At 69.9% G+C, this 26,307-nt stretch carries 20 protein-coding genes and 1 pseudogene; 3 read left to right on the top strand and 18 right to left on the bottom strand.

Annotation, left to right across the window (positions count from 1 at the left end; translation table 11 throughout):
• Positions 1 to 24 precede the first annotated feature (24 nt).
• Positions 25 to 762 (bottom strand): Sir2 family NAD-dependent protein deacetylase, encoded by a 738-nt coding sequence (locus tag ACFVWD_RS39730; protein WP_389602853.1) that lies wholly within the window; start codon positions 760 to 762, stop codon positions 25 to 27.
• Between the two features lie 184 nt (positions 763 to 946).
• Here ACFVWD_RS39730 and ACFVWD_RS39735 point away from each other — a divergent pair, with 184 nt between their 5' ends.
• Positions 947 to 2,569 carry a hypothetical protein gene (locus ACFVWD_RS39735; protein WP_389602854.1) on the top strand — a complete coding sequence of 541 codons (1,623 nt, stop codon included), beginning with the start codon at positions 947 to 949 and terminating at the stop codon, positions 2,567 to 2,569.
• A gap of 74 nt (positions 2,570 to 2,643) precedes the next feature.
• Here ACFVWD_RS39735 and ACFVWD_RS39740 read toward each other — a convergent pair whose 3' ends face one another.
• From ACFVWD_RS39740 to ACFVWD_RS39785, 10 genes are all read right to left on the bottom strand, one after another.
• Positions 2,644 to 2,955: a hypothetical protein gene (locus tag ACFVWD_RS39740; RefSeq protein ID WP_389602855.1), complete on the bottom strand. Its 312-nt coding sequence runs from the start codon at positions 2,953 to 2,955 to the stop codon at positions 2,644 to 2,646.
• A complete protein-coding gene (locus ACFVWD_RS39745; protein ID WP_389602856.1) occupies positions 2,955 to 4,343 on the bottom strand; it encodes a hypothetical protein in 1,389 nt (462 codons plus the stop codon). The genes ACFVWD_RS39740 and ACFVWD_RS39745 overlap by 1 nt, the downstream gene beginning before the upstream one ends.
• A complete protein-coding gene (locus tag ACFVWD_RS39750; RefSeq protein WP_389602857.1) occupies positions 4,340 to 4,789 on the bottom strand; it encodes a hypothetical protein in 450 nt (149 codons plus the stop codon). The genes ACFVWD_RS39745 and ACFVWD_RS39750 overlap by 4 nt, the downstream gene beginning before the upstream one ends.
• 290 nt (positions 4,790 to 5,079) lie before the next feature.
• Positions 5,080 to 5,817 (bottom strand): NAD-dependent deacetylase, encoded by a 738-nt coding sequence (locus tag ACFVWD_RS39755; protein WP_389602858.1) that lies wholly within the window; start codon positions 5,815 to 5,817, stop codon positions 5,080 to 5,082.
• A gap of 456 nt (positions 5,818 to 6,273) precedes the next feature.
• Positions 6,274 to 9,645, bottom strand: a complete 3,372-nt coding sequence (locus ACFVWD_RS39760) for an SAV_2336 N-terminal domain-related protein (protein ID WP_389602859.1) — start codon at positions 9,643 to 9,645, stop codon at positions 6,274 to 6,276.
• A 91-nt stretch (positions 9,646 to 9,736) separates the two neighbouring features.
• On the bottom strand, positions 9,737 to 10,693 hold the full coding sequence (locus ACFVWD_RS39765) for a MoxR family ATPase (RefSeq protein ID WP_168497384.1): 957 nt from the start codon (positions 10,691 to 10,693) through the stop codon (positions 9,737 to 9,739).
• The gene (locus tag ACFVWD_RS39770) at positions 10,690 to 12,909 is read right to left on the bottom strand and encodes a trypsin-like peptidase domain-containing protein (protein WP_389602860.1); all 2,220 of its coding nucleotides are present in this window, start codon (positions 12,907 to 12,909) and stop codon (positions 10,690 to 10,692) included. The genes ACFVWD_RS39765 and ACFVWD_RS39770 overlap by 4 nt, the downstream gene beginning before the upstream one ends.
• Positions 12,906 to 13,292 carry a CU044_2847 family protein gene (locus tag ACFVWD_RS39775; RefSeq protein WP_060901035.1) on the bottom strand — a complete coding sequence of 129 codons (387 nt, stop codon included), beginning with the start codon at positions 13,290 to 13,292 and terminating at the stop codon, positions 12,906 to 12,908. Before ACFVWD_RS39775 ends, ACFVWD_RS39770 begins: the two co-directional genes overlap by 4 nt.
• A 70-nt stretch (positions 13,293 to 13,362) precedes the next feature.
• On the bottom strand, positions 13,363 to 13,854 hold the full coding sequence (locus ACFVWD_RS39780; RefSeq protein ID WP_389602861.1) for an NUDIX domain-containing protein: 492 nt from the start codon (positions 13,852 to 13,854) through the stop codon (positions 13,363 to 13,365).
• An 85-nt stretch (positions 13,855 to 13,939) separates the two neighbouring features.
• Positions 13,940 to 15,064 carry an ADP-ribosylglycohydrolase family protein gene (locus ACFVWD_RS39785; protein ID WP_389602862.1) on the bottom strand — a complete coding sequence of 375 codons (1,125 nt, stop codon included), beginning with the start codon at positions 15,062 to 15,064 and terminating at the stop codon, positions 13,940 to 13,942.
• Between the two features lie 132 nt (positions 15,065 to 15,196).
• On the opposite strand from ACFVWD_RS39785, the pseudogene ACFVWD_RS39790 reads away from it, so the two are divergent.
• Both ACFVWD_RS39790 and ACFVWD_RS39795 read left to right on the top strand, forming a co-directional pair.
• Positions 15,197 to 16,255, top strand: a pseudogene (locus ACFVWD_RS39790) (IS200/IS605 family accessory protein TnpB-related protein); the annotation flags it as partial.
• A gap of 209 nt (positions 16,256 to 16,464) precedes the next feature.
• On the top strand, positions 16,465 to 17,583 hold the full coding sequence (locus tag ACFVWD_RS39795) for a glycerate kinase (protein WP_389602875.1): 1,119 nt from the start codon (positions 16,465 to 16,467) through the stop codon (positions 17,581 to 17,583).
• A gap of 132 nt (positions 17,584 to 17,715) precedes the next feature.
• On the opposite strand, the gene pssA is transcribed toward ACFVWD_RS39795, so the two are convergent.
• The 7 genes from pssA to ccrA all read right to left on the bottom strand — a co-directional run bounded on the left by pssA (position 17,716) and on the right by ccrA (position 25,447).
• Positions 17,716 to 18,534: a CDP-diacylglycerol--serine O-phosphatidyltransferase gene (gene pssA / locus ACFVWD_RS39800; RefSeq protein WP_101401789.1), complete on the bottom strand. Its 819-nt coding sequence runs from the start codon at positions 18,532 to 18,534 to the stop codon at positions 17,716 to 17,718.
• Positions 18,535 to 18,556: 22 nt separating this feature from the next.
• Positions 18,557 to 19,204: a phosphatidylserine decarboxylase gene (locus tag ACFVWD_RS39805; RefSeq protein WP_079064788.1), complete on the bottom strand. Its 648-nt coding sequence runs from the start codon at positions 19,202 to 19,204 to the stop codon at positions 18,557 to 18,559.
• Between the two features lie 180 nt (positions 19,205 to 19,384).
• Positions 19,385 to 20,590, bottom strand: coding sequence for an acyl-CoA dehydrogenase family protein (locus ACFVWD_RS39810; RefSeq protein ID WP_101401790.1), 1,206 nt, complete (start codon positions 20,588 to 20,590; stop codon positions 19,385 to 19,387).
• A 2-nt stretch (positions 20,591 to 20,592) separates the two neighbouring features.
• Positions 20,593 to 21,105: a MaoC family dehydratase gene (locus ACFVWD_RS39815; protein ID WP_168497390.1), complete on the bottom strand. Its 513-nt coding sequence runs from the start codon at positions 21,103 to 21,105 to the stop codon at positions 20,593 to 20,595.
• A 5-nt stretch (positions 21,106 to 21,110) separates the two neighbouring features.
• Positions 21,111 to 22,076, bottom strand: coding sequence for a CoA ester lyase (locus ACFVWD_RS39820; RefSeq protein WP_101401792.1), 966 nt, complete (start codon positions 22,074 to 22,076; stop codon positions 21,111 to 21,113).
• Positions 22,073 to 24,100: a protein meaA gene (locus tag ACFVWD_RS39825; RefSeq protein ID WP_389602863.1), complete on the bottom strand. Its 2,028-nt coding sequence runs from the start codon at positions 24,098 to 24,100 to the stop codon at positions 22,073 to 22,075. Before ACFVWD_RS39825 ends, ACFVWD_RS39820 begins: the two co-directional genes overlap by 4 nt.
• A 9-nt stretch (positions 24,101 to 24,109) precedes the next feature.
• Positions 24,110 to 25,447, bottom strand: a complete 1,338-nt coding sequence (ccrA, locus tag ACFVWD_RS39830) for a crotonyl-CoA carboxylase/reductase (RefSeq protein WP_389602864.1) — start codon at positions 25,445 to 25,447, stop codon at positions 24,110 to 24,112.
• Positions 25,448 to 26,307 lie beyond the last annotated feature (860 nt).

Here is a 26,307-nt window from a genome sequence, read left to right on the forward strand (position 1 = left end):
ACGACGGGAATTTGACGACAGGACCTAGCGCACTTCTCCAGCTCTCTTCGCCGTCGGCTCTCTGTGCCTCCAGCCCTCTTCGCCCAACGTACGCAGCAGCTTCGGCAGCGCGGTTCCGATCGGGTCCCGTACGACCTGGTCGGCCCGGTCGTCGTACGGTGTCGGTTCGGCGTTGACGATGATCAGCCGCGCCCCGTGGTCGGTGGCGAGGCCCGCGAGCCCGGCGGCGGGCTGCACCTGAAGGCTGCTGCCGACCGCGATGAACACCTGGCACGCCTTGGTGATCGCCATCGCCTCACCGAGCACCACCGGGTCGAGCCGCTGCCCGAACATCACCGTCGCCGACTTCAGGATCCCGCCGCACTCCAGGCACGGCGGGTCCTCCTCGCCCCCCTCGACCCGTGCGAGCGCGTCCTCCGTCGGCCCCTTGGCGTGACACTTGGTGCGCACGACGGTACGCGCGGTGCCGTGCGGCTCGATCACCTTGCGGGCCGGCATCCCGGCGAGCTGGTGCGACCCGTCCACGTTCTGTGTGATCACCCGCACCGGCACCCCGGACCGCTCCAGCTCGGCCACCGCCCGGTGCGCCGCGTTCGGCTCCGCCTTCAGCGTCCGGTTCTTGCGCCGCATCTGCCACGACCGCCGCCGGATCTCCGGATCCCCCATGCAGAAGTCGTACGTCACGAGCTTCTCGGCCTCCGGATCCCGCCGCCACAGCCCGTTCGGACCCCGGTGGTCGAGGATCCTGGAATCGCAAGGCATGGGTAGATGTAACCCTCTTGGCAGCACCTCGACACCTGATCACTTGCGTTGGCAACTGCCCTACGGGCAGGCGACCTTCGGGTGGCATGGGATCCGGTGCAAATTACCCGATGCGCAGAACATCGCAATTGCTAGCATCGGGCAGCTGATCCGCCGGGGTCAGGGCATGAGGAGGTAGTGAACGATGCGTTCACGAAGACGCAGACCCCAGATATCCCGGGCTGTCGTCGGCATTCTGACGGCAGCTTTATTGTGCGCGGCCTCGGTGGGGCCGGCGCAGGCTGCGGCAAACGACAGAGGGCTGAAGCTCAGCGCTCTCTCGTTCAGCCCGTCGACGGTTGACGCCACGGCCGAGGGCGCGACCGCGACGCTCGACTGGACCGTGACGGACGGCAACGCCGGCGCCGCCACTGTGTCGGGCGACGTTTACATCCGTCAGATCACCGCAGGGGGCAGCGCCGTAGGACCCGCCTACGACATCAGCTACTCATTGCAGCCGGACGGCTCCACGATGACCAGCTCCGTGTCCGGGAACGCCCAGTCATCCACATACAGTTACGACTTCAATGTGCCGCAGTACGCGGCGGAGCCCAGCGCGACCTGGGCGGTCGTCAGGGTCACTGCCTCGGACGACCGGGGAAAGACCCTGACGGTCGGCAAAGGCCGGCTCTCGGAGTTCGCAAGCACTGTCACGGCCGAGGAGTTGGTCGACTCGGCCGGACCGACTTACGAGCGGGTCTCCGTGCCGCCTGACCAGCCGACGTATCTCTACAACGCGGCCAAGCCCGTCACCGTGGAGTACAGCATCGAGGTCGCTGATCCCGAGTCCGGCTTCTACAAGGGTGAGATCACCGTCGCCGGCCCGGGCGGGCAGACAGCGTCCGGCAAGCTCAGGGTGGTGTCGACCGGAGATGGCTCCACCTCCTGCGGTCCCCACGGTGGTGGCTGGGGCAGTAACGACATCGTCTGCAGCGTCTCGGTCACCATCCCGGCCGGAGCCGCAGCTGGTACGTGGGCCGTCTCACGGATCAGGCTGACCGACAACGCGGGAAACACATCCGTCCACCGAAACTTGAACCTCGCGCCTGTTCAGGTCACTCAGAACGGGACCCTGCAGGCCAGTGACTTCTCCATCACCCCGAAGGCGGTGAACAACTGGTCCGCACCGCAGAAGCTCTCGATCACGATGCAGCCCAACGGCGTGCGCCAGGGGCTCGCTTCGGCCACCGTGTGGACGGACACAGGCTGCGGTGGATCGGTCACCCAGGCGCCTGTCATCAGCGCTGACGGCACGATCACGGTCACTGCCACCATGTTTCAGACCTACGACAAGGAGTGCACCATCACGGGCATAGCGCTCGTGGACGGTGCCGGTGACGTGGCGGCGTACGGTTCATACTTCGATGGGCCGGACCTGAACCTGGTGGTCACACAGATTCCGGACACCACGCCCCCTGTGGCGACCTCCGCATCGTTGAGTTTCACAACGGTCGCCGCCAGCGCCCTGCCCCGCAACGTCGAGCTGACGGCTGACGTGACCTCCTTCGCGGGAGTCAACGGGTACAGCCTCACCATCTACGATTCCACCGGCGATCCCGTCGGTGGGGGCTACGGCGGCCTCTTCGCGGTGACCGACGGGACCGTGCAGATAGTGGCCGGCCTGTCCCAAGGCCTGGCGCCCGGCGTCTACACTATCGGCTTCACGCTGACCGACTCGGGCGGGCTCCACGCGCAGTACGGATACCCCAACGATGTGGGTTCCCCGGCGCCCAGCGGACCGTTGCAGATCACGGTCACTGATTCTTGAAACCGCAAGTCCGTAAGGCGTGGCGGTCGGATGGTCCGCCACGCCTTTTCACGTTCGTGATGGGGCTGGACGGCTCAACCGCCCATCACCCATCGGATCACTGCGATCACACCCAACAGCACGGCGGGGCCCACCCACCACCATCCCATGATCCGTCGCACCGACGGCAGCAGCCACAGCACTGCCACCGCACCGGCAGCCCCGATGGTGAGGACGCACGAGAGTGCGATGCCGGCGTACGCGTCGTCGTCCCAGGGCCCGGACGGACGGATGGTCAGTGCCGTCCAGCAGAAGTACGCAGCGACAAGGGTGAGCAGGATCAGTGGAACGGCGAGGACCAGGCGCAGGCAGCCGCGGTCGTCGTCCACGTGGGAAGGGCTGGTCATCAGCGCAGTGCGTTCCTTGCCTCGTCCAGATTGTTCGTAAAGCCACGCCCGTAGGCCTGGGCGTCATCGGTCTGCCAGTACGGGCCACCGTTGTAACGCGCGGCGAGTTCCTGATACTGGGCCGGCGTCATCTCCTCCGCAGGCACGTTGGCGAACTCGCTCTCCGCCTTGAGTTGGGCCAGGTACTCCGAGGCGATGAAGATGTTCTGCGCAGGGTCCTGGAGAGAATCCTCCACCATGCCGCGCTGCTGGTCGGTGAGGTGGTCGGGGTCGTAGCCGAGGACCTCGGCGCCGCGTCGCACCTGGATGGCAATGGGACCCATGGACGTGTTGTCGGGATCGCCGCCGAGACGCCAGGGGAGGCTCTCGGGGGCGATCGGACTGAGCGGGGAGTCGGCCTGTTCGCGGATGGTGTCGGTGATGTCGTCCAGGATGCCGGGCTGTCCGCCGATCTCCTGCCAGGCGATACCGGCGACCATGTCCGGCGGGAGCCCCGAGTTCCGTGCCGCCGCCTTGATGATGTCCTTGTTCGCCGCGATCCAGTCGGCGTGCTCCTGGGCGTTGGAGGGCGGACTCCAGTAACTGTCCGCCGCTCCCGGGAGGTTGGCGACCTGGAGGCGGATGTCGCGCAGCGTCGGGGAGACGATGTCCCTCCCGGCGATGGGGTAGTAGTCCTGCTTGGGGCCGCTGCCGGGCAGATGGGTCAGCGGATTCGTGCGCGCCTCGGCAGCCTCTCGCCGCAAGTCGGCGATCGCCGAGACGATGTCGACGCGTTGAATGAAGCCCATGCGGAAGTCGGGCAGCAGGTCGTACGCCTGCTTGAGCTGGTGGACGCAGAGCTCCCGTGCCTCGTGTTCTGTGGTCTTCGCCAGATGGAAATCGCCGCCGGCGGCGTCGTGCAGCCGGTTCGCGTCGTCGCGGATGTCGTCGACATCCATGGTGAGCTCGGCGAAGAAGTCCATGACGTCGGTGGTGGACCGCATGTCCTCCCACTGGCGCATCGGCTCCGCCTCCTGGGCCTCACGGGTGATCGCCGTGCCCTTGGTGTGGATCAGGTTTGCGAGGGACTGCTCGTTCGCCTTGCCGTTGGAGTAGTGCGCCTTGGCGACCTCCAGTGCGAACGCATAGTCGCTCAGGGCGCAGGCGGCCTTGTGGTAACCCTCGGTGAGCTGCGTGAGCAGTTTGCGCGCCTCGGTGAGCCGGGCTTCGTAGTGCCGGCTGCCTTCGCTCTTCCACTGGGTGCGCTTCTCGGCCCGCTCGGCGGACGGGTCGACCGCCACGAGCATGTCGTGCAGGCGCTTGAACTCGTCCGCGTTCCGCTCGACGAGGGGCGGGTTGCAGCCCTCCAGATATTCGACGTCCTTGCGGTGGCTGATCCCGCCGCTCATCGTGCCTCCGGAGCGACGTACTGGCCGTAGCGCAATATGTCGTCGAGGAAGCGCAGTGCCGTGTCGTCGTCGATCTTCACGAAGTCGCTGCCGACTGTTCGCAGGCGGGTGGAGAGTGCCGCGAAGAGAGCGACCGCGTCCAGGTACTGGTCATCCGCGAATCCGGCGAACCGGGCCACCTGCTTGGCCACGTCCTCGTGTGTTCGAGGCTCCCGGGCCATGGTGGTGAGTTCGGCGTCAGGCCGGCCCTCCTGGAGGAAGCCCGCTATTTCGATCAGCAGATTCGCGTTGCCGTTGATCGAGTCGGTCTTGGCCACCAGACCCCCCGTGGCTGGTGCGCCGGTGCCACCGCTCGCGTCGGCCGGAAGCTGGTCGATCTGCATGCCCGTCGACCTGCGCGCCAGGGCGTCGGCCTTCAACTGGGCCCACTCCTCATCGAAAGACAACTCGGTTCCCCCTCCGGCTCGTTGTCTCGAACACCTAGCCGATCATGCCATTGGGGGGGACTTTACCCAAACCTCGCCACTTCTTTGCGGAGTGACGTCACATGGCTCCGCCCTGACGTGCCGTATGCGGGCGAGGTCCGTGACGGAATCCCTTCGCCGCAAGGCGGCATCGCGTCATTTTGGCTGAGGGTCGGGACGCCGCGGCTTCTGAATTGGACGGATAGGCTCTTGATCAGTTACTGATCTGGACTTCATGAGGCGTCGCGCGTGATAGCCGATACCCAACAGCGCTAGTAGGCGCTCTCTGCGCTCAGTTGCTGCAGCAGTTCGGGCAGGGCGGTGCCGATGGGTTGGCGGATCACTTCGTCGGCACGTTCGTCGTACGGTGTCGGCTCGGCGTTGACGATGACCAGTCGGGCGCCGTTGTCGGCGGCGACGCCGGCGAGCCCGGCGGCGGGCTGGACCTGCAGGCTGGTGCCGACCGCGATGAACACGGTGCAGGCCTTGGTGATCGCGAGGGCCTCGCCGAGGACCACCGGGTCGAGGCGCTCGCCGAACATCACGGTTGCCGACTTCAGGATGCCGCCACACTCCAGGCAGGGCGGATCGTCTTCGCCGGCTTCGACGCGGGCGATGGCGTCCTCCATGGGCCCGCGGGCATGGCACTTGGTGCACACGAACTTCCGTGCGGTGCCGTGCAGTTCGAGGACCTTGCGGGTGGGCAGTCCGGCGAGCTGGTGCAGCCCGTCCACGTTCTGCGTGATCACCCGCACCGGCACCCCGGCCCGCTCCAGCTCAGCCACGGCGCGGTGCGCGGCATTGGGCTCTGCCTTAAGCGTGCGGTTCCTCCGCCGCATCTGCCAGGCCTGGCACCTGATCTCGGGATCGCCCATGTAGTACTCGTAGGTCACGAGCTTCTCGGCCTCGGGATCCCGCCGCCACAGCCCGTTCGGACCGCGATAATCGGGGATTCCGGAATCGGTGGAGATCCCTGCTCCACTGAGGATGGCGACGAGTGGCCTGTTCATGGGCCGAGAGTAGGACGCTTGCCTGCTAGGAGCGAGCGGATATCAGGGGGGTGGCCCGCGCCGGCCGGCTGTGCTCGTCGACTGAGATCCACGTTCCGCCCACAGTGGCTGCCCAACGGGCTGTCGAAGGGCGAGCAACTAACAGGCGCACTCCCGAGACGTCAGCTTGCCCGCCGCTCGGGAGGACAGTTTCCCAACTACGCGAAAGCGGGACAGGATGACGTGGATCAAGCGCTCGTCTTCTCGGAGGCGGCCACCGATCGTACGAACGACGGCTTGATCCATGTCAAGCCGTGCTCGTAGACCGGTTACTTCTGCCGATGCTCCGTTCCGTGGAGATACCGGCGCCACTGAGCAGGGCAACGAGGGGCTTGGTCATGGTGCCGAGGGCAGATCGCGCGGGGCGCGACGGCGAACGGAATTCGGGGGGGGTGTACGTGGGGGTGCCGGCCGGGGTCAGGGGAAGACGGGGCGGGGACCCAACAGCAGGGCGGCGAGGCGCAGGTACGCCTTGTAGGCCTCGGGGGTCAGCCAGGAGAGTTCGACCGTGCTGCCCATGGTGAGGTGGCCGTCGCGGGGGACCATGACGACGCCTCGGCAGCGGGAGCTCAGGCCGCGGATACTGGCGGCGTCGAGCGTCCAGCCGGCCGCGGGGCGGCTGTGGTTGAGGACGACGACGGCCTCGCGGACCAGGTCCGGCAGGTCGAGGGTGACAAGACGGTCCATGGCCTGCTGTGCCTGGGTCAGACCGGCGGGGTCGGCCCGCGAGACGATGACCACGCGGTCGGCCGCCCTCAGCACCGTCGGCATGAACTTGTCGGAGTCGACCAGGGTGAGGTCGAAGTACTCCTGGGTGGTGCGGGCCACCCGGTGGAAGTCGTAGTCCGTGAACTGGCCGACCGACGCGATGCGGGAGACGGAGTCGTTGGCGAGAACCTGGAGCCCCGACCGGTGCGGGGACAGGAACAGCTGGAGATCCTCGAAGTGCCGCACCTCGCGCAGCGACTCGGCCAGGTCGGACAGGCTGGCCAGGGTGTTGCGGAAGACCCGCCCGCCGATCCGGACCTGGCTGCCCGTGTGGCGGTCGGCGTCGATGGCGAGCACCCGCTCCTGCCGCTGGTCGGCCAGTACGGCCCCCAGCACCATCGTGGTCGTGGTGCAGCCGACCCCGTCCTTGACGCCCACGAGCGCGATCCGCAAGGGCTCCGGCAAGGGGGTCCGGATGGTGCGCATCCACTCCTCGTGGTCGTCCTCCTCGTCGACCGCCGTCTCCGGCTCGACGGCGGGGCTGTCGTCGTCCCCACCGGAGCCGCTCTCCACGTCCTCCCACTCCACCCCGCCCGGCAGCAGCGCCCCGAAGGCGTCCGCCACCTCGCGGGCGGTCGGCCGCCCCGCGGGCTCGGGCTCGACACAGCGCAGCAGCAACTCCGCGATCGTCTCGTCGAGTTGCGCGAGCTCCGGACTCCTGCGCAGCGCGTCGTTCTCGTACCAGCGCCACGGCCGGCCGGTCGCGGCCTGCAACAGGATGGAACCGAGGGCGTACACGTCGCCCGCCGTGATCCGGGACTCGCCCCAGTACGTCACCTCGGGAGCCCTGTAGGGGGAGTTGGCCGGCGTGGACGGTGTCGACGCGCTCCACGCGCCGTCGATGCGCGCCGACGTCCAGCCGATGAGGTGCAGCGTCGACTCCGTGACCAGCACGGTGCCCGGGGTCAGCGCGCTGTGCACGATGCCCTTGTGGTGGCAGCGGGTCAGCGCCCGCGCCAGGTTCCAGCCCAGCCAGGTGAACAGCGGGGTCCCGGGCAGCGCCCCGGCCGCGTCGAGCACGGCACGCAGCGTGGGCGCGGGCAGTCCACTGCTCAGCGTGTCCAGACGCAGCGCCAGCCACGGCGTGGGGCCCTCCAGGTCGCTGCGGACCACGGCGGGCGCGTACATCCCGTCCATGCGGCGCAGCGCCCGGCGTTCCACGTCGAGCAACTCCTGCGCCACGGGCGAGTCGAAGGAGTACGACACCCGCAGCAGTACCCGCTGCCCGTCCTCGTCCTCCCCGATGTACGCGGTGGGCTTGCCGCCCGTGCCGTCGCGTTGCAGCAGCGTGTACGGGCCCAGGGTGTGCAGGTCCTGCAGTCGCAGCGGCAGCCACGACGGGGCCGCGTCCAGGCCCGACGGCAGCCGCACCTCCTCGTACTCGGTGGTGCGCGGCGGCGTCGGCGCCATCGGTTTGGCACCCAGGTGGGTGAGGAGACGGTCCTCCAGCCAGGCGAACGGCCGCGTCCCGGGCAGGAGTTCACCCGTCCCGGAGGGGTGGGCGAGCCATGCGGGGAAGTCGGGGGAGCGGCCCACCAGGGTGCGCAGCCGCGCGGTGACCGCCCGGGTGGTGCGCAGCAGATCGATCGGGGACGCGGTGTCGAGCAGGATCTCCTGGGCCTCGCCGGCGAAACCGAACCGGCGGTGCTGGGCCGGCAGCCGCTCGTCGACCGGCTCCACCTGGCGCATCAGACCGCCGAGGAACACCTCGGCCAGATGCGCGGTGTCGGCCCGCCACGGCACGGCCGCCTGCACCAGCCGCATCACGGGCACCGTGAGCGGGGACACCGCCGCGAGATGAGCGGCCAGCCGGTAGGCCCCCGGCGACGCGGCGTCCCGGAACCTGAGCACGGCGTCCGCCGCGCCACCGCCCCGGGTGTCGGCCCCGGCCCGTGGCGCCTTCGCCTGCAGCGGCGCCAGCAGCGGCAGCTCCGCGCTGCCGCCCGGCGAGGCCACCAGCCGCGCCCACGCGGCGACCGCCGGGGGATACGGCTCCAGTACGGGGACGGGGACCCCGGGGAACTCGTCACCGAGCCCCGGCGGCAGCAGCGGGTCGGCCACCTCCCAGGTGTCGTTCGCCGCGCCGCGCCGCCGGGTCGTCACCAGCCACGGCTCCGAGCGGATGCCCGACCCGTCCCACATGTGGGAGGGCAGTGCGTGCATGATCGCCGTCGGCCCCTGGTGCGCCCAGCGTTCCAGCGCCGCGTGCAGTCGCCCGTCCCGCCAGCAGGCGCCGACGCCGTCGCTGATCACCAGCACCAGCGTGCCGCCCGAGGGGTCGGCGACCGACGCGGGGGAGAGCAGCGGGGCGTGCGGGTCGAAGGGGCGGGAACGCAGCAGCGGCGCCCCCGCCGACCGGGTGTCCAGGCCGTGCACACGGATGTCGCGGAAGGCGCCCAGGCGTTCCAGCAGAGCGCGCAGTTCCATCGCCAGCCGCCGCCACAGCAGCATCGAGATGCCGTCGTCGATGAGGAGGGTGAGGTCGAGCCAGCGCTGCCGGGCGGGGCGAGTCACCACGTCGGGCAGGCCCGTCTCGGCCATGGCGGCCGCGGTGGCCTCCTCGTCGAACTCCCGCTTCAACGGCCCGGGCTGGGGCTGTTTCAGCAGGCGGAGCGCACGACTGAGGCGCAGCTCGTCCGACCCGAGCGCCTTCTCCTCGGGGACCCGTACGGGCAGCGCGCCCTCACCGGGCGCACCGCGCAGCCCCGGCGCGGCGAGGTCCGCGAACTCGGGCGCGCTGCGCGCCGCCGCAGCCGCGTGCAGCGCGCCCAACAGCTGGGCGGGAGGCGGTGGTTGGGACGGCGTGGCGGACGCGGGGGAGTCGGGCCCGGCCGGGGCGGCCCCGGCCGTGGAGCGCTCGGCGTCTCCCGCGCCGGCGCCCGGCGGCGGTCCGGCGTCCGCGGCCAGCGCGCTCGCGAGCGGCGCCGCGGCTCCCGGGGGAAGCCGCGTCGCCAGCCACAGGGTGTCGAGCAGTTCATGGATCGACAGCTCGTGCCCGGCCAGCCGGCCGAGTTTGCTCAACGGGGGCAGGATCGGCGAGGCACCCGGAACGTCCGGGCCGCCTGGCCCGCCGCCGGTGTCACGCGGGTCGCTCCCGCTGCCCCCGCGCACGCTAGACCATCCCGCCCAGGCGGTGGAGTACGGCGTCCAGCAGCCCTTCGGCGTCCAGATCGACTCCGCCCTTGCGCAGGAACACGGCGTTGAGCAGCTGGTCGGTGGCGAGTTCGCCCGGGGCCCGGCGGTTGAGGAAGGCGTGCAACAGGTCGTCCACGTCGGACAGCGCGTCCTCACCGAGGTGCGCGGCGACGATGTCCCGCAGCCGGGCCTCGTCCGGGTCCGGCAGATCCAGCCGTACGCAGCGGCGCATGAACGCCGGCGGGAAGTCCCGTTCGCCGTTGCTGGTGATCACCACGACGGGGAACTCCCGGCAGCGCACCACCCCGCGCGTCACGGTGACCCGCTCGCCGCCCGAGCCATGGGTCAGCACCGGCACCTCGGACTGGGTCTCCGGCAGCCGGGACAGCTCGGGAATCTCGAACTCGCCCTCCTCGAACACGGTCAGCAGATCGTTCGGGAGGTCGACGTCGCCCTTGTCGAGCTCGTCCACGAGCAGCAGCCGCGGCCGGTCGCGCGGCACCAGCGCGGTACCGAGCGGCCCGAGCCGCACATAGGTGCCGATGTCGGGCTCGGGGTCCCCGCGCTCCTGGCGCAGATGCGTCTCGCGCAGCCTGCCGATCGCGTCGTAGCCGTACAGGGCGTCCTTGAGGACGGAGCGGCTGTTGACGGGCCATTGGAGCACCGGTCCGAGGGACAGCTCGTGCGCGATGGCGTGCGCCAGCGAGGACTTGCCGGTGCCCGGGTGCCCGGTGACGAGCAGCGGCCGGCGCAGATGGAGGGCGGCGCTGACCACGTCCGCCTCCGTGCGCCCGATCAGATACGGACGGTGCCGTGTGCGGCCGCCCGATCCGTCGCCGAACTGCCGCCAGGGCGGCGCCTCGGGGAACTCCACCTCACGGGCCACGCGGTCCCCGCGGAACAGCCGCCACCCGTCCTGCGTCTGCTGGGTCATCCTGTCCGCTCCGTTCCTTCCGAGGGGTCGGCGAGCTGGAGTTCGTCGGGCAGCGGCAGCTCGATGTCCTCCCACACCAGGGCGGGACGCGCGGGCACCGCCCGGTCCGCGTAGGCGCGGACCCTGAAGTGCCGTACGCGCTCCGGGAGTCCGTCCATGGGACCGTGAGGTGCCAGGGCGTCGAGCGGGGCGCAGTCGTCCGGACCGGGGGCGGCCCGGTCCCAGAGCACGACCGGCACCCCCATCACCAGGCACACGGGCAGCAACTCGCCGCGGTGCTCGGTGCTTCCGTGCACAAGGACGCGCGCGGTGTCCCGATGGGTTGTCTTCAGCAGCCCGATGAGTCCCGCTCGGCCGCCGATCCTGTGGTCCGCGAGGAGGGTGTCGCTCTGGTGACGGGCGTTCCAGCGCCGCTTGAGATCGGCGGGTCCGGTGCGCGAACGCCGCCGGATCTTCGGGCAGCGCAGCACGAGGTGGAAGTCCTCACCGAGCCGCGCGGAGATGTACTCCTCGGCGCCCGCCCCGTCCCACTCGTCGAGCGCGAGCTCCAGCGCGTCCGGCGGCACCGACACGGCGACCAGCGCGACCCCGTCCCCGGCACCCTCCGCGCCCCCGGCCACCTCCCGGACCAGCCGGGCGATCTCCCGTCCGGTGCGCGGCCGGTCGGACTCCGAGGCGGCGCGCGCCGGGGTGCCGTCGGGGCGCAGCCGCCACACCGAGCAGCGGTAGTGGCCGGCCGGATCCTTGGCGTACCGGTCCAGCTCCACCAGGACCCGCACACCGGCCGGCGCGGACCGCCGGGACCAGCGGTCCGCATCCCCGCGCCGCTCCTGCAGCGCAGAGGAGTGAATGCCCAGGCGGGCGGCGACCCGGCCGCTCCACTCCCGCAGCGCCTGCCGGGCCAGATCGCCGGACGTCTCCGCCGCCACGTACTCGACGACCCGCAGCAGCGCGGGCAGCCGGGGCGACTCGTCGGGCACGGGCGACCCGTCCCCGTACCAGCCCTCCAGTTCATGGACGACCGCGGGCACGGCGGACGGTGCCAGGCGGGCCGCCTGCAGCGAACGCGGCAGGTCCACGTAGGGCAGCGCGGCGGTCGCGGCCCGCGGCAGCAGACCCGGATCGTGCTCGGTGAGGTGCTCCAACTTGACCACCAGCGCCCGGTGTTCGGCCACCGACAGCAGCCGCGCCGCCTCCGTCAGTCGGCCCAGGGCGAGCAGTCGGTCGAGCTCGGCCCGGCCGCGCGGATCGTCCGCCACCTTGGGCGCGAGCGACTCGGCGAGCGTGGGCAGCGCCCGCTCCGTGCCGCTGAGCAGATGGGCGAGCTCCTCCACGGTCGGCGCGCTCCCGTCGCCCGGGGTCCGCAGCGCGAGCTGGGCGGCGAGCACGGTGGCGTGGTCGGCGCGCGCCCGCGGGTCGCCGAGCAGGCTGTGCAGCGGGCCGACCATCATGTCGCGCACCGACTCGGCCTCGGCGAGGGTCGCGGCCGACCGCTCCCGGCTGCCGTTCACCTGCTCGGGTGCCACCCCGACCCGGGCCAGCTCCCGCAGGACCGACTGCCAGCCGAGTCCCCAGCTGCGCCGCAGCGTGTGCTGGGCCGAGAACGCCCCGTCGGGTGCGGTGATCCGCCCTACGACCAGGCCGACGGCCGCCCGGTCGGTCACCGACCAGAGGGGGCCGCCGCTGTAGCCCTCGTCCACCGCAGCGCCCGACAACTGCCCGTCGAGGTAACAGATCCGGCCGTCGTACGCCCCCACCCGCGCGTCGGCGTACGAGAACGGCTGCCCACCGCCGTACCAGGCCCGCACCTGCTGACCGCGCTCCATCTCCAGCCAGCGCACCGGGCTCACGGGCGGGGGCGGCGCCTCCTCGAGTTCCAGGACGGCCAGATCGCCGTCCCACTCCAGGGAGCCGTCGGCGACCGGGCCGTACTGCGGGGACCGCGGCGGTATCCAGGCGACCAGCCGGGCCTGGTGCAGATCCGCGGCGGACAGCACCGGAAAGGACACGTCGAGGGTGACCTTCCCCGGGTTGTGCGGGCTGAGGCTGCGCAGCCCGAGCGCCAGGTTGATGACATGCGCGCAGGTCAGCAGCCTGCGGCCGGAGAGGTAGACACCCGCCCCCGCGGTTCTGCCGCGATCGCTGGACAGGACGCGCACCAGCGCGCCGCGGGCGTCGCCGGACGACGGGTCGTCCGGCGATCCGAACCAGGTCACGGCTCCGTCCGGCGGGGCAGCTGCCAGGTCGCCGAAATGGTCATGCTGGCCTGGCCGTTGGCCCCGACGATGCCGATCTTCAGGTCCTGTCCGATCTGGATGCCGAAGTCGACGGAGATCTCGTGCGGCGGATCGGGTATCCCGCGGATCGCGTCGTGCACCTGCTGCAGTACGGGCCCCAGCGGGCTCAGCACACTGCGCAGACCGTCCGTCGCCAGCGACGCGACCCGCGCGCCACGCCCGACCGGGACCACCCCGGAAATGCCGCCCGGCAGATCGGCGTCGACGGCCGGGGCCGCCGACGCCTCCCCCGCGGCCGCGAGTTCGAGCCGGACGTGGGCCCCGTCGTCGAGGGCGAACTCCATGTAGTCGTAGTGCGGCACACGGGCATTGTGCCGATCAATGCCCCGAGAAGGTAGTGAAGTTGACGAATTCGCCGTAGCCGATGGGCGGCTAGCCCACCCGGTGGCCGTTCTCCAGCTCCGCGGTTCCGCCGCCCTCGGTCAGCACGTCCAGCGCGGCGAGGACCCGGCGGCCGAGTGCGCCCGGCAGATACTCGGCCAGCTCCTCCCGTGGGACCAGCCGCCACGACAGCAGTTCCTCCTCCTGCAGCCGGATCGCCTTGAGTTCCCGCTCACCGAGGACTCCGCCGTCGTAGAGGTAGGCGACGAGCGGGGGTCGCGCCGTCCCATGCACCCAGTCGACCGCGAGCAGCGGGCCGAGTTCGATGTCGAGCCCGATCTCCTCGGCGGTCTCGCGGCGCGCGCCCTGGCGCGGGGTCTCCCCGTCGTCCGACTCGACGGTGCCACCCGGAAGGGCCCAGCCCTCGCGGTAGTTCGGCTCGACGAGCAGCACCCGGCCGTCACCGTCGCGCAAGAGCGCGGCGGCACCGGCGAGGACACGGGGGAGGCCCGCGATGTACGTGGCGAAGTCTGGAGTGGTCATCCCTGAAGCCTACGTACGAGACTTCGAGGTCGCCGACGACGCCCTGGGCGTCCCGTCGGCGGCCCCGACATCCGTCGGACAGGCCCTAGGACAGGTCCTGGGCGTCGGGACCGGTACCGGACCCGCCCTGGGCCTCGCCCTCCGTCTCCCTCAGCGCGAGCGTCCGCGTGGCCAGCTCACTGATCCGTACGCCGTCGAAGCCGAACACCGCGCTGCGTACGGTGTCCTCCAGCGGGTCCTTCCACTGTGCGGGAATGGCCTCGGCCCCGCACAGGACCCCGGCCACCGAGCCCGCCGTCGCGCCGTTCGAGTCGGTGTCCAGGCCGCCGCGGACGGTCAGTGTGATGGTCCGGGTGAAGTCGCCGTCGCCGTACAGCAGCCCGGCCGTGAGGACGGCGGCGTTCGGGATCGTGTGGATCCAGCCGAGCCCGGCGGTCTCCTCGGACACCGTGGTGAGCGTGTCCTCCCAGGTCATCCGGGTCTCGTGAAGCGTGAGCACCCGTCGTACGGTGCGGGCGAGGCGGCTGCTCGCGGGGATGACGGTCAGTGCGGTGTCCAACGCGTGGCGGACCGTGGGCGCGGTGAACGCGGCCGAGACGAGCGCCGCCGCCCACATCGCCCCGTACACGCCGTTGCCGGTGTGGGACAGCACGGCGTCCCGACGGGCGAGGGAGGCCGCCCGGCGCGGCGCACCCGGGCTGGTCCAGCCGTAGACATCGGCGCGGATCAGGGCGCCGATCCACTCCTGGTAGGGATTGTCGTACGTGGCCGTCAGCGGTGGTTTGATGCCGTTGGCGAGGTTGCGGTACGCGGCCCGCTCCGCCGTGAACGTCTGTAGATACGGCAGCCTCAGCAGCCACAGGTCGCCGACCTGCTCGGTGCTGAAACCGAAGCCGTGCGTCTCCAGCAGGTGCAGGCCCAGGATCGCGTAGTCGACGTCGTCGTCACGGCAGCTGCCGTGGATGCGGCCGCGCACGCATTGCCGCCACTCGGGCCGCAGCTCGAACTCGCCGGCGTCACCGTCGGTGGCGGGCTCGGGAAGATAGTCGGTGAGCGGCAGGGCGGCGGCCTGTCGCAGATAGCGGTCGATGCGGTCCCGCGTCCAGTGGTCGCCCTGCTCGACCGGCTTGCCGAGCATGTTGCCCGCGATCCGGCCCAGCCAGCCCCCGAGAACGCGGTCCGCGAGTTCGGTGCCCACAGGAGCATTCATCTGCTGCCGCCTTTCTGCGCATTACGGCACATGAGTGCGTACGAGCGGGTGCGCCTTGCCCCGCTCGGTCGTACAGATGGAGTGTTGGGGTGTTCGAGGTGGGAACGGGTGACCCTTTTCTGTGCGGCGGTGGTGGTGGGGGACTGGCAGGCTGGTCGGGTGCGCGTGGTGCGTGGTGGCAAGCGACTGGCGAACGCCCGCCACCACCTGGCCGACGCCCAGCTCGCCGAGGCCAGATGGCGGGAGCGGTGGGAAGCGCAGCGTTGGTTGCTGGCCGCTGATGGGGAGTCCGGGAAGCGGTACGGGAACGAGATCATCCGCGTCAGCCCGGACGGCGAGATCAGCATCAAGCTTCCGGCCCCGCTGGCGGGGCGGACCAACGCCTATGACGTCGGGCGGGGCCACTGGTATCTGACGGCCTGCTGGCAGTACGCGGCCGCCCCGGCGGTCCCTCTGGGCACAGCCCTCGCGCACGGAGTGATCGGGGTGGACACCAATGCCGATCACCTTGCCGCCTGGCGGCTCGACCGGCACGGCAATCCCGTTGGCAGTCCACGCCGCTTCTCTTACGACCTGACCGGCCGCGCGGATCACCGTGACGCCCAGGTCCGCCATGCACTGACCCGCCTGCTGAACTGGGTCAGGACCTGTCGCGTGCAGGCCGTCGCCATTGAGGATCTGGACTTCACGGCCGAGAAGACGAGGGAGAAGCACGGCCGTAAGAAGAAGTTCCGGCAGGTGATCTCCGGCCTGCCCACCGGCAGGCTTCGTGCCCGTCTGACGTCGATGGCCGATGCCACGGGCATCGCGGTCATCGGAGTCGATCCCGCATACACATCCAAGTGGGGCGCCCAGTACTGGCAGCGTCCCACGACCAGTACCACCCGCAAGACCAGCCGGCACGATGCCGCGAGCATCGCGATCGGCAGGCGCGCCCAAGGGCACCCGATCCGGCGACGGACGGCACCGCCCCCACATGACCGGAGCGATCGTGTGGGGCATCGGACCGTCCAGGCCGGACCGGGCATCTTCGGGCGTGAGGGAACCCGCCCCCGTGTTCCCGGACCGCGCACACGATGCGCCGGGCCCGGACACGGCGCGTATGCGGGAGACCAGCGTGTCCAACACCGTTCGGGACACGCGGCTGAGCCCGAGATCTGGCAACAGGACTCACTCCCACTCAGTCTCTAGGAACGGTCATAGCTCCGGTTTACCCAATTCCGGGCATGAGCGTGCGGCGTTCCACGGTCCGGTCGGGGCATGACGGCGGGGGCGTCCGCCGGTTAAGGTCGCAGCGGCGCGACTGCCTTGACGTGTGCGAGGCCGGAAAGCAAGGGGAATGCAAGGTGGCGGACTCTGCTGTGAAGACGACACGTGCGGGCACCGGGCGTGTTCCGCGTGTGCTGATCGCCGCGGACAAGTTCAAGGGGTCGCTGACCGCCGTGCAGGTCGCGGAGCGCGTCATGGCCGGGCTGCGCCGTGTCGTGCCGGGAGCCGAGGTGGAGGCGCTGCCTGTGGCCGACGGCGGCGACGGGACCGTGGACGCGGCGGTCGCGGCCGGGTTCGAACGGCGGGAGGTGCGGGTCGCCGGCCCGCTGGGCGACGAGCTCACCGCCGCCTTCGCGCTGCGTGGCGACACCGCGGTGGTCGAGATGGCGGAGGCGAGCGGACTGCAGCGGCTGCCCGCCGGAGTGTTCGCGCCGCTGACGTCGTCGACGTACGGGTCCGGGGAGCTCCTGCGGGCCGCGCTGGACGCCGGTGCCCGGACGATCGTGTTCGGCGTGGGCGGGAGCGCGACGACGGACGGCGGGGCGGGGATGCTGTCCGCGCTCGGGGCGCGGTTCGTGGACGCGGAGGGGGAGCCGGTGGCTCCCGGCGGTGCGGCGCTGAGTGACGTGGCGACCGCGGACCTGTCCGGCCTGGACCCCCGTCTGGCCTCCGTGGACTTCGTCCTCGCCAGCGACGTGGACAACCCGCTCACCGGGCCGAAGGGCGCGCCCGCCGTGTACGGCCCCCAGAAGGGGGCGAGCCCCGACGACGTGGAGATCCTGGACGCGGCCCTCGGGCACTTCGCCGCGGTTCTGGAGAAGTCGATCGGGTCCAGGGCCACGGAGTACGCCGCGGCGCCGGGGGCGGGGGCCGCGGGCGGCATCGGCTACGGTGCGCTGGTCCTGGGCGCCCGGTTCCGTCCCGGTATCGAGGTGATGCTCGACGTCCTCGGCTTCGCGCCCGCGCTGGAGAGGGCCACCCTGGTGATCACCGGTGAGGGGTCCCTCGACGAACAGACCCTCCACGGCAAGGCTCCGGCGGGGGTGGCCGCGGCCGCCCGTGCCGCGGGCAAGGAGGTCGTCGCGGTGTGCGGGCGCCTGGCACTGCGCCCGGAGGCGCTCGGCAGGGCTGGCATCCGGCGCGCGTACCCCCTCACGGAGGTCGAGCCCGACATCGCGCGGTGCATCTCCGACGCGGGGCCGATCCTGGAGACGGTGGCCCAGAACATCGCCCGTGACTTCCTGACCTGATCTGACCTGACCTGACCTGACCTGGGTACGACCCGTTCTCGGGACGATCTGGCCCGACCCGTCCTGGAGCACGACGAAGGGGCCCGAACCGGTTGTCCGGTTCGGGCCCCTTCGGGCGTGTACGAGGAAAAGCTACGGCAGCTGCGCCGCGCGCGCCTCACGCCGGTTGTCGCGGAAGTTGTTCACCCGCCGAGCCGTCGCGAACAGCGGAATCACCGCACCCATGACGAGCTGCAGCGCGCAGCCGGTCTGGAGCAGGAGCTGACCGCTGGGGGCGTCGAAGGCCCACGCCGCCAGCAGACCCATGGACAGGACGATCCAGGAGAGCATCGCCACCGCGAGGCGCCCCCGCGGCTTCGGGTACTCCACCCGGCTCACCATCAGCCACGCCGTGCCCAGGATCGCCATCAGCGTCGCCGCGAAGGGAAGCTCCAGGAGCACGATGGAGACCACCGTCAGCGCTCCGAACGGCGACGGCATGCCCTGGAACGTGCCGTCCTTCACCGTGACGCAGGAGAAGCGGGCGAGGCGGAGGACGACCGCGAGCAACACCACGATCGCGCCGAGCGCCGCCACTCTCTGGTGCGCGTCGTCCGCGACCATGCCGTAGACGAGGACGAAGTAAGCGGGCGCCAGACCGAAGCTGATCAGGTCCGACAGGTTGTCCAGTTCCGCGCCCATGGGGGAGGAGCGCAGCTTGCGGGCGACGAGGCCGTCGAAGAGGTCGAAGACCGCGGCGCAGAGCATCAGGATGACGGCCGTGGCGGCGCTGTGGCGCCCCATGCCCGACTCCTGGCTGCCGGTGAGGTGCGGGATCAGAATGCCCGTGGTGGTGAAGTACACCGCCATGAAGCCGCACGTGGCGTTGCCGAGGGTGAGGGTGTCCGCTATTGAGAGGCGGAGAGAGAGGGGCATTTCCTCCTCGTCGTCCACCTCGTCGGCCTCCGGCACCCAGCCGGCCTGAGTCTCAGGATCAATCACGGTCAATTCGAGTCACCCCAGCCACGGTCTTCTGACCGACTTCCACATCGACCTCGACACCCTCGGGGAGGTAGATGTCGACGCGCGAGCCGAAGCGGATGAGACCGATCCGGTCGCCCTGCTCGACCTTCGTACCCTGCGGGATATAAGGAACGATACGGCGGGCGACGGCGCCGGCGATCTGGATCATCTCGATGTCACCGAGTTCGGTGTCGAAATGCCAGACTACGCGTTCGTTGTTCTCGCTCTCCTTGTTGAACGCCGGAACGAACCCACCGGGGATGTGCTCGACCGAGGTCACCGTGCCGGAGAGCGGCGCGCGGTTGACATGGACGTTCAGAGGGCTCATGAAGATCGCGACGCGGGTGCGTCCGTCCTTCCACGGCATGATGCTCTGCACCACACCGTCGGCGGGCGAGATGACCCGGCCCGGGGCGATCTCGCGCTCGGGGTCACGGAAGAACCACAGCATGCCCGCCGCGAGCGCGGTGGCGGGTACGGCCACGGCTTTGGCGGCGCCGGAGCGGCGCGCCTTGACCAGGCTGAGTGCTGCGGTGGCAACGGTCGGGAGAAGCCACGGCGATGCTCCGCGCGCGAGGCGGACCCGGCCGCGAGGTGCAGAGGTTTGGCTGTGGGGCATGGATGACCTTCGTAGCGGATGATGCCGCGCTGGAACGGGGGACGGCGGCTTTCCCGGGATCGTACCGGTCGCGGGCCGCAACTGGGCAAGCCAGGAAGCCGAGTCGGCGGCCGAAGAGTGTTGACGGGGTGTGATCTTCTTCTCGAAGAAAACACCCCGAACTGGGGCATCCAACCCTGCTTAACCCTGGAGTCGATACTCTTCGAGCAGTCGGCGCCCGATGATCATTTTCTGGATTTCGGCGGTACCTTCGCCGATCAGCAGCATCGGCGCCTCACGGTAGAGACGCTCGATCTCGTACTCCTTGGAGAAACCGTAGCCGCCGTGGATCCGGAAAGCGTCCTCGACTACTTCCTTGCAGTATTCGGAGGCGAGGTACTTCGCCATCCCTGCCTCGAGGTCGTTTCGTTCCCCGGAGTCCTTTTTGCGGGCCGCGTTCACCATCATTGCATGGGCCGCTTCGACCTTGGTGGCCATCTCGGCCAGCTTGAACTGGATGGCCTGGTGCTGCGCGATCGGCTTGCCGAAAGTGTGACGCTGCTGGGCATAGGAGACGCCCAGCTCAAAGGCACGCTGTGCGACACCGCAGCCACGTGCCGCCACGTTCACGCGGCCGACCTCGACTCCGTCCATCATTTGGTAAAACCCTCGGCCCGTGGTGCCGCCAAGTACCCGATTGGCCGGAACGCGCAGTCCGTCCATGATGAGCTCGGTCGTGTCGACGCCCTTGTAGCCCATCTTGTCGATCTTCCCGGGAATGGTGAGGCCGGGGCGGACCTCTCCGAAGCCGGGCTCCTTCTCGACCAGGAAGGTCGTCATCGACTTGTGGGGCGCGGTGCCCTCGGGGTGTCCTTCGTCACTTCGCACGAGCACGGCCACCAGGTTCGACGAGCCGCCGTTCGTCAGCCACATCTTCTGACCGTTCAGGACGTACTCGTCGCCGTCCCTGACCGCCTTCGAGGTGATCGCGGAGACGTCCGAGCCGAGACCCGGCTCCGACATCGAGAACGCGCCGCGCACCTCGCCCAGCGCCATCCGGGGCAGGAAGTGGTCCTTCTGCTCCTGCGTGCCGTGCTGCTTGAGCATGTACGCCACGATGAAGTGCGTGTTGATGATGCCGGAGACCGACATCCAGCCGCGGGCGATCTCCTCGACGCAGAGCGCGTAGGTGAGGAGGGACTCGCCCAGGCCCCCGTACTCCTCGGGGATCATCAGGCCGAACAGGCCCAACTCCTTGAGGCCGTCGACGATCTGCTGGGGGTACTCGTCGCGGTGCTCCAGCTCGGTGGCGACCGGGATGATCTCCTTGTCCACGAAGTCGCGGACGGTGGAGAGGATCTCCTGCTGGACGTCGGTGAGACCGGCGGTCTGGGCGAGTCGCGCCATGGCTACTTCTCCTGCTGCTTGAGTTCCGGACGGCCGGGCTGCTCGCCCCCGCGCTCCTTGATGTACGTCTCGGTCGGCACCATGACCTTGCGGCGGAACACGCACACCAGCGTGCCGTCCTGCTTGTAGCCCTTGGTCTCGACGTAGACGATCCCGCGGTCGCTCTTCGACTTCGAGGGTGTCTTGTCGAGGACCGTGGTCTCGCCGTAGATCGTGTCGCCGTGGAAGGTCGGCGCCACGTGCTTCAGCGACTCGATCTCCAGGTTGGCGATCGCCTTGCCGGAGACGTCCGGGACGGACATGCCGAGCAGCAGCGAGTAGATGTAGTTGCCCACGACGACGTTCCTGCCGAAATCCGTCGTCTTCTCCGCATAGTTCGTGTCCATGTGGAGGGGGTGGTGGTTCATGGTCAGGAGACAGAAGAGGTGGTCGTCGTACTCCGTGACGGTCTTTCCGGGCCAGTGCTTGTAGACCGCGCCGACCTCGAACTCCTCGTACGTGCGTCCGAACTGCATGCTGCTCAGGCCTCCGGGGCTTCGAACTTGCTGGTGCGCTGCATGCCGGCCGCCCGGCCCTTGCCCGAGATGACCAGGGCCATCTTGCGGCTGGCCTCGTCGATCATCTCGTCGCCGAGCATCGCGGAGCCCTTCTTGCCGCCCGCCTCGGACGTGCAGTACTCGTACGCGTCGAGGATGAGCTCGGCGTGGTCGAAGTCCTCCTGGGAGGGCGAGAAGATCTCGTTGGCCGCGGCGACCTGGTCCGGGTGCAGCACCCACTTGCCGTCGAAGCCCAGGGCGGCGGCGCGCCGGGCGACCTCGCGGTAGCCCTCCTGGTTGCGGATCTGGAGGTAGGGGCCGTCGATCGCCTGGAGGTCGTGCGTACGGGCGGCCATCAGGATCCGCATCAGGATGTAGTGGTACGCGTCCGCCGGGTAGCCCGGCGGCTGCTCGCCCACGACCAGCGACTTCATGTTGATGGAGGCCATGAAGTCGGCAGGGCCGAAGATGATGGTCTCTACACGCGGTGAGGCAGCCGCGATCTCGTCGACGTTGACGAGCCCCTTCGCGTTCTCGATCTGCGCCTCGATGCCGATCTTGCCGACCTCGAAGCCCATCGTCTTCTCGATCTGCGTCAGCAGCAGGTCGAGCGCGACGACCTGCTGGGCGTCCTGGACCTTCGGCAGCATGATGCAGTCGAGGTTCTGGCCCGCGCCCTCGACGACCGTGACGACATCGCGGTACGTCCAGTGCGTCGTCCAGTCGTTCACCCGCACGACCCGCGTCTTGCCGGTCCAGTCGCCCTCGTTCAGGAACTTCACGATGGTGTGCCGCGCCTCGGGCTTGGCGAGCGGGGCGCAGGCGTCCTCCAGGTCCAGGAAGACCTGGTCCGCGGGGAGGCCCTGGGCCTTCTCCAGGAAGCGGGGGTTCGAGCCGGGCACGGCCAGGCAGGAACGCCGCGGGCGAAGGCGGTTGACGGGCGTGGTCATGCGGGGACCTCCAGGGGGTCGAGCTTGTTCGCTTTCCGGATCTCGTCGACGATACGGCCGATGATTCCGGTGATGTCGAAGTCCTTCGGTGTGAATACCGCGGCGACTCCCGCGGCGCGCAGCAGTTCGGCGTCGGCGTTCGGGATGATCCCGCCGGCGATCACCGGGATGTCGGCCGCGCCGGCCTCGCGCAGCCGCTCCAGCACGTCCGGCACCAACTGGGCGTGCGAGCCGGAGAGGATGGACAGGCCGACGCCGTGCACGTCTTCGGCGACGGCCGCGTCCACGATCTGTTCGGGCGTGAGCCGTATGCCCTGGTAGACCACCTCGAACCCGGCGTCGCGGGCCCGCACGGCGATCTGCTCGGCGCCGTTGGAGTGCCCGTCCAGGCCCGGCTTGCCCACCAGGAAGCGGAGCTTGCCGACACCGAGGTCCCGGGCGGTCTCCTCGACCTTGCGTCGCACCAGCGCCATCGCGGTGCCCTCCTCGGCGGTGACCGCGACGGGCGCGGACGAGACGCCCGTCGGGGCCCGGAACTCGCCGAACACCTCGCGCAGGGCCTCGGACCACTCGCCGGTCGTGACGCCGGCGCGGGCGCACTCCAGGGTGGCTTCCATGAGGTTGGCGGTGCCCTTGGCCGCTTCCTTCAGCCGCTCCAGCGCCTTGCAGGGGCGCGGGTGGTTGAACGGCGGCTGGTAGCGCGTGTCGCGCCACCGCTGGAGCGCGGCGACGACACGGGCCTCGACCGCCGGGTCGACCGTCTGGATCGCCGCGTCCAGGTCGGCGGTGAGCGGGTTCGGCTCGGTGGACTCGAAGATGTTGACGCCGACGATCTTCTCGGTGCCGCCCTCGATCCGGGCCCGGCGCTCGGCGTGCGAGGAGACGAGCTGTGACTTCAGATAGCCCGACTCGACGGCGGCCATCGCCCCGCCCATCTCGTCGATCCGGCCGATCTCGGCGAGCGACTCCTCGACGAGGGCCGCGACCTTCGCCTCGATGACGTGCGAGCCCTCGAAGATGTCCTCGTACTCCAGCAGGTCGCTCTCGTGGGCCAGCACCTGCTGGATGCGCAGCGACCACTGCTGGTCCCAGGGCCGGGGCAGCCCCAGCGCCTCGTTCCAGGCGGGCAGCTGCACGGCACGCGCGCGTGCGTCCTTCGACAGCGTCACGGCCAGCATTTCGAGGACGATCCGCTGGACGTTGTTCTCCGGCTGGGCTTCGGTCAGACCGAGCGAGTTGACCTGGACGCCGTACCGGAAGCGCCGCTGCTTGGGGTCCTGGATGCCGTACCGCTCGCGCGTGACCTGGTCCCAGATCCGCCCGAACGCCCGCATCTTGCACATCTCCTCGATGAACCGGACACCCGCGTTCACGAAGAAGGAGATACGGGCGACGACATCACCGAACTTCTCGGCGGGCACCTGCCCCGAGTCGCGGACGGCGTCCAGCACAGCGATGGCCGTCGACATCGCGTACGCGATCTCCTGGACGGGGGTCGCCCCCGCCTCCTGGAGGTGGTACGAGCAGATGTTGATCGGGTTCCACTTGGGGATGTGGGAGACCGTGTACGCGATCATGTCCGTCGTCAGCCGGAGCGAGGGCCCCGGCGGGAAGACATGCGTGCCCCGCGACAGGTACTCCTTGACGATGTCGTTCTGCGTCGTCCCCTGGAGCTTGGTGATGTCGGCGCCCTGCTCCTCGGCGACGACCTGGTAGAGCGCCAGCATCCACATGGCGGTGGCGTTGATGGTCATCGAGGTGTTCATCTGCTCCAGGGGGATGTCCTGGAACAGCCGGCGCATGTCACCGAGGTGCGAGACCGGCACCCCGACCCGGCCTACCTCGCCGCGGGCGAGGATGTGGTCGGGGTCGTACCCGGTCTGCGTGGGCAGGTCGAAGGCCACGGACAGACCCGTCTGCCCCTTGGCGAGGTTGCGCCGGTACAACTCGTTGGACGCCTCGGCGGTGGAGTGACCGGCGTAGGTCCGCATGAGCCACGGCCGGTCCTTCTGGCGCTCTGTCATGGGTGAACCTCAGACGTTCCGGAAGCGGTTGATGGCGTCGATGTGCTGGGCACGCTTCTCCTCGTCGCGCACGCCCAGGCCCTCGCGGGGCGCCAGCGCGAGCACGCCGACCTTGCCCTGGTGGAGGTTGCGGTGGACGTCGTACGCGGCCTGCCCGGTCTCCTCCAGGGAGTACACCTTGGAGAGCGTCGGGTGGATCTTGCCCTTGGCGACCAGCCGGTTGGCCTCCCAGGCCTCGCGGTAGTTGGCGAAGTGCGAGCCGATGATGCGCTTCAGGGACATCCACAGGTAGCGGTTGTCGTACTCGTGGTTGTAGCCCGAGGTCGAGGCACAGGTGACGATGGTGCCGCCCTTGCGGGTGACGTAGACGGAGGCGCCGAAGGTCTCGCGGCCCGGGTGCTCGAAGACGATGTCGACGTCCTCGCCGCCCGTCAGCTCACGGATGCGCTTGCCGAACCGCTTCCACTCCTTCGGGTCCTGGTTGTGCTCGTCCTTCCAGAACTTGTAGCCCTCGGCGGTTCGGTCGATGATCGCCTCGGCGCCCATCGCCCGGCAGATGTCCGCCTTCTGCTCGCTGCTGACGACACAGATGGGGTTGGCGCCACCGGCGAGCGCGAACTGCGTGGCGTACGAGCCGAGCCCGCCGCTCGCGCCCCAGATCAGGACGTTGTCGCCCTGCTTCATGCCGGCGCCGTTCCTCGACACCAGCTGCCGGTACGCGGTGGAGTTCACGAGCCCGGGAGCGGCGGCCTCCTCCCACGACAGGTGGTCGGGCTTGGGCATCAGCTGGTTGGACTTGACGAGGGCTATCTCGGCGAGGCCGCCGAAGTTGGTCTCGAAGCCCCAGATGCGCTGCTCGGGGTCGAGCATCGTGTCGTTGTGCCCGTCGCTGGACTCCAGCTCGACGGACAGGCAGTGCGCGACGACCTCGTCACCGGGCTTCCAGGCGTTGACGCCGGGGCCGGTGCGCAGGACGACGCCCGCGAGGTCGGAACCGATGATGTGGTACGGCAGGTCGTGGCGCTTGGTGAGCTCGCTGAGCCTGCCGTAGCGCTCCAGGAAACCGAAGGTCGACATCGGCTCGAAGATCGAGGTCCAGACCGAGTTGTAGTTGACGGAAGAGGCCATCACGGCCACCAGGGCCTCGCCCGGGCCGAGCTCCGGCACCGGCACGTCGTCCAGGTGGATCGACTTGCGGGGGTCCTTGTCGCGGGTGCTGAGCCCCGCGAACATCTCCGTCTCGTCCTTGTGCACGGTGATCGCGCGGTACGACTCGGGGAGCGGAAGAGCGGCGAAGTCGGCAGACGTGGCCGTCTGCGACTGAATCGCGTCCAGGATTTCCTTCACGGTGTTGCCTCCGGCGATGAGCGTCTTGAGGGAAGACGCTGAGGGTTACGTCGGTACTGCTGCTGGGAGTGAGGGGTGTGCCGTCGGTTCGGCGGAGGGGGTGGTGCGGTGGCAGCGCCGGGTTGGCGCAAAAGGTTGCCTGTGACGCAGGCGTCCGGGCGCGCTCGCCTGGGGGTACCCCCGGGCGGAGCCTGGGGGAGGCTTGCGGGGACAGCCGGCGTACGAAAGGTCTCTGCACGCCGGCCGCCCGGACAACATCAACGTATGGCACGCCGTGTCACCGTGCAAGGCACGGAGTGCCATGAGTTTCGCTCAGGTGAAATCTTTACGTAACACGTGAGCGATGATCGATCAGATCGACCGATGATCGATCAAAACGCACTGGTCAGGGGCGGTATGGAGGGGCCGGTCCGCGGGCCGGAAGGGCGGGGCGGCGGGCCGCTTCGGAGAACACCTGGTGTCGGTGGCGCGGTGTGAGGGTGCCGGTGCGGGGGTGAGGCCGGGGCGCGTCGGCGTTGCAGGGGGCGGCGGGGCATCTCCGGGAGCGCCGGGCATCGAGAGCGCCGGGCGGTCGATGACGAGGGGCGCTCGGCGGCGGAGCCTGGGGTGCGGGCGACGGGACCAGAAGGGCGTACCGGCCTGAGGACGGCACTTTTCGGCCCACGACTCGCAGCGCCCGTCCGCCGCCGCGGCGCCGGCTTCACCCCCGTACGCGCCCCCACACCGGCACTCTCACGCTCGCGCAACCCGGACAGCGGGGCTTCCGCGTGTCGCGGGCCTGCGAGTGCGCAGCACCCCGTACGACGCCTCGTGGACCGTGCCCGGCCGGCTCGCGTCCCCGCAGCCGATGACCGGCCTCC

The sequence above is a fragment of the Streptomyces sp. NPDC058086 genome (assembly GCF_042885015.1).
Classification (GTDB): Bacteria; Actinomycetota; Actinomycetes; order Streptomycetales; family Streptomycetaceae; genus Streptomyces.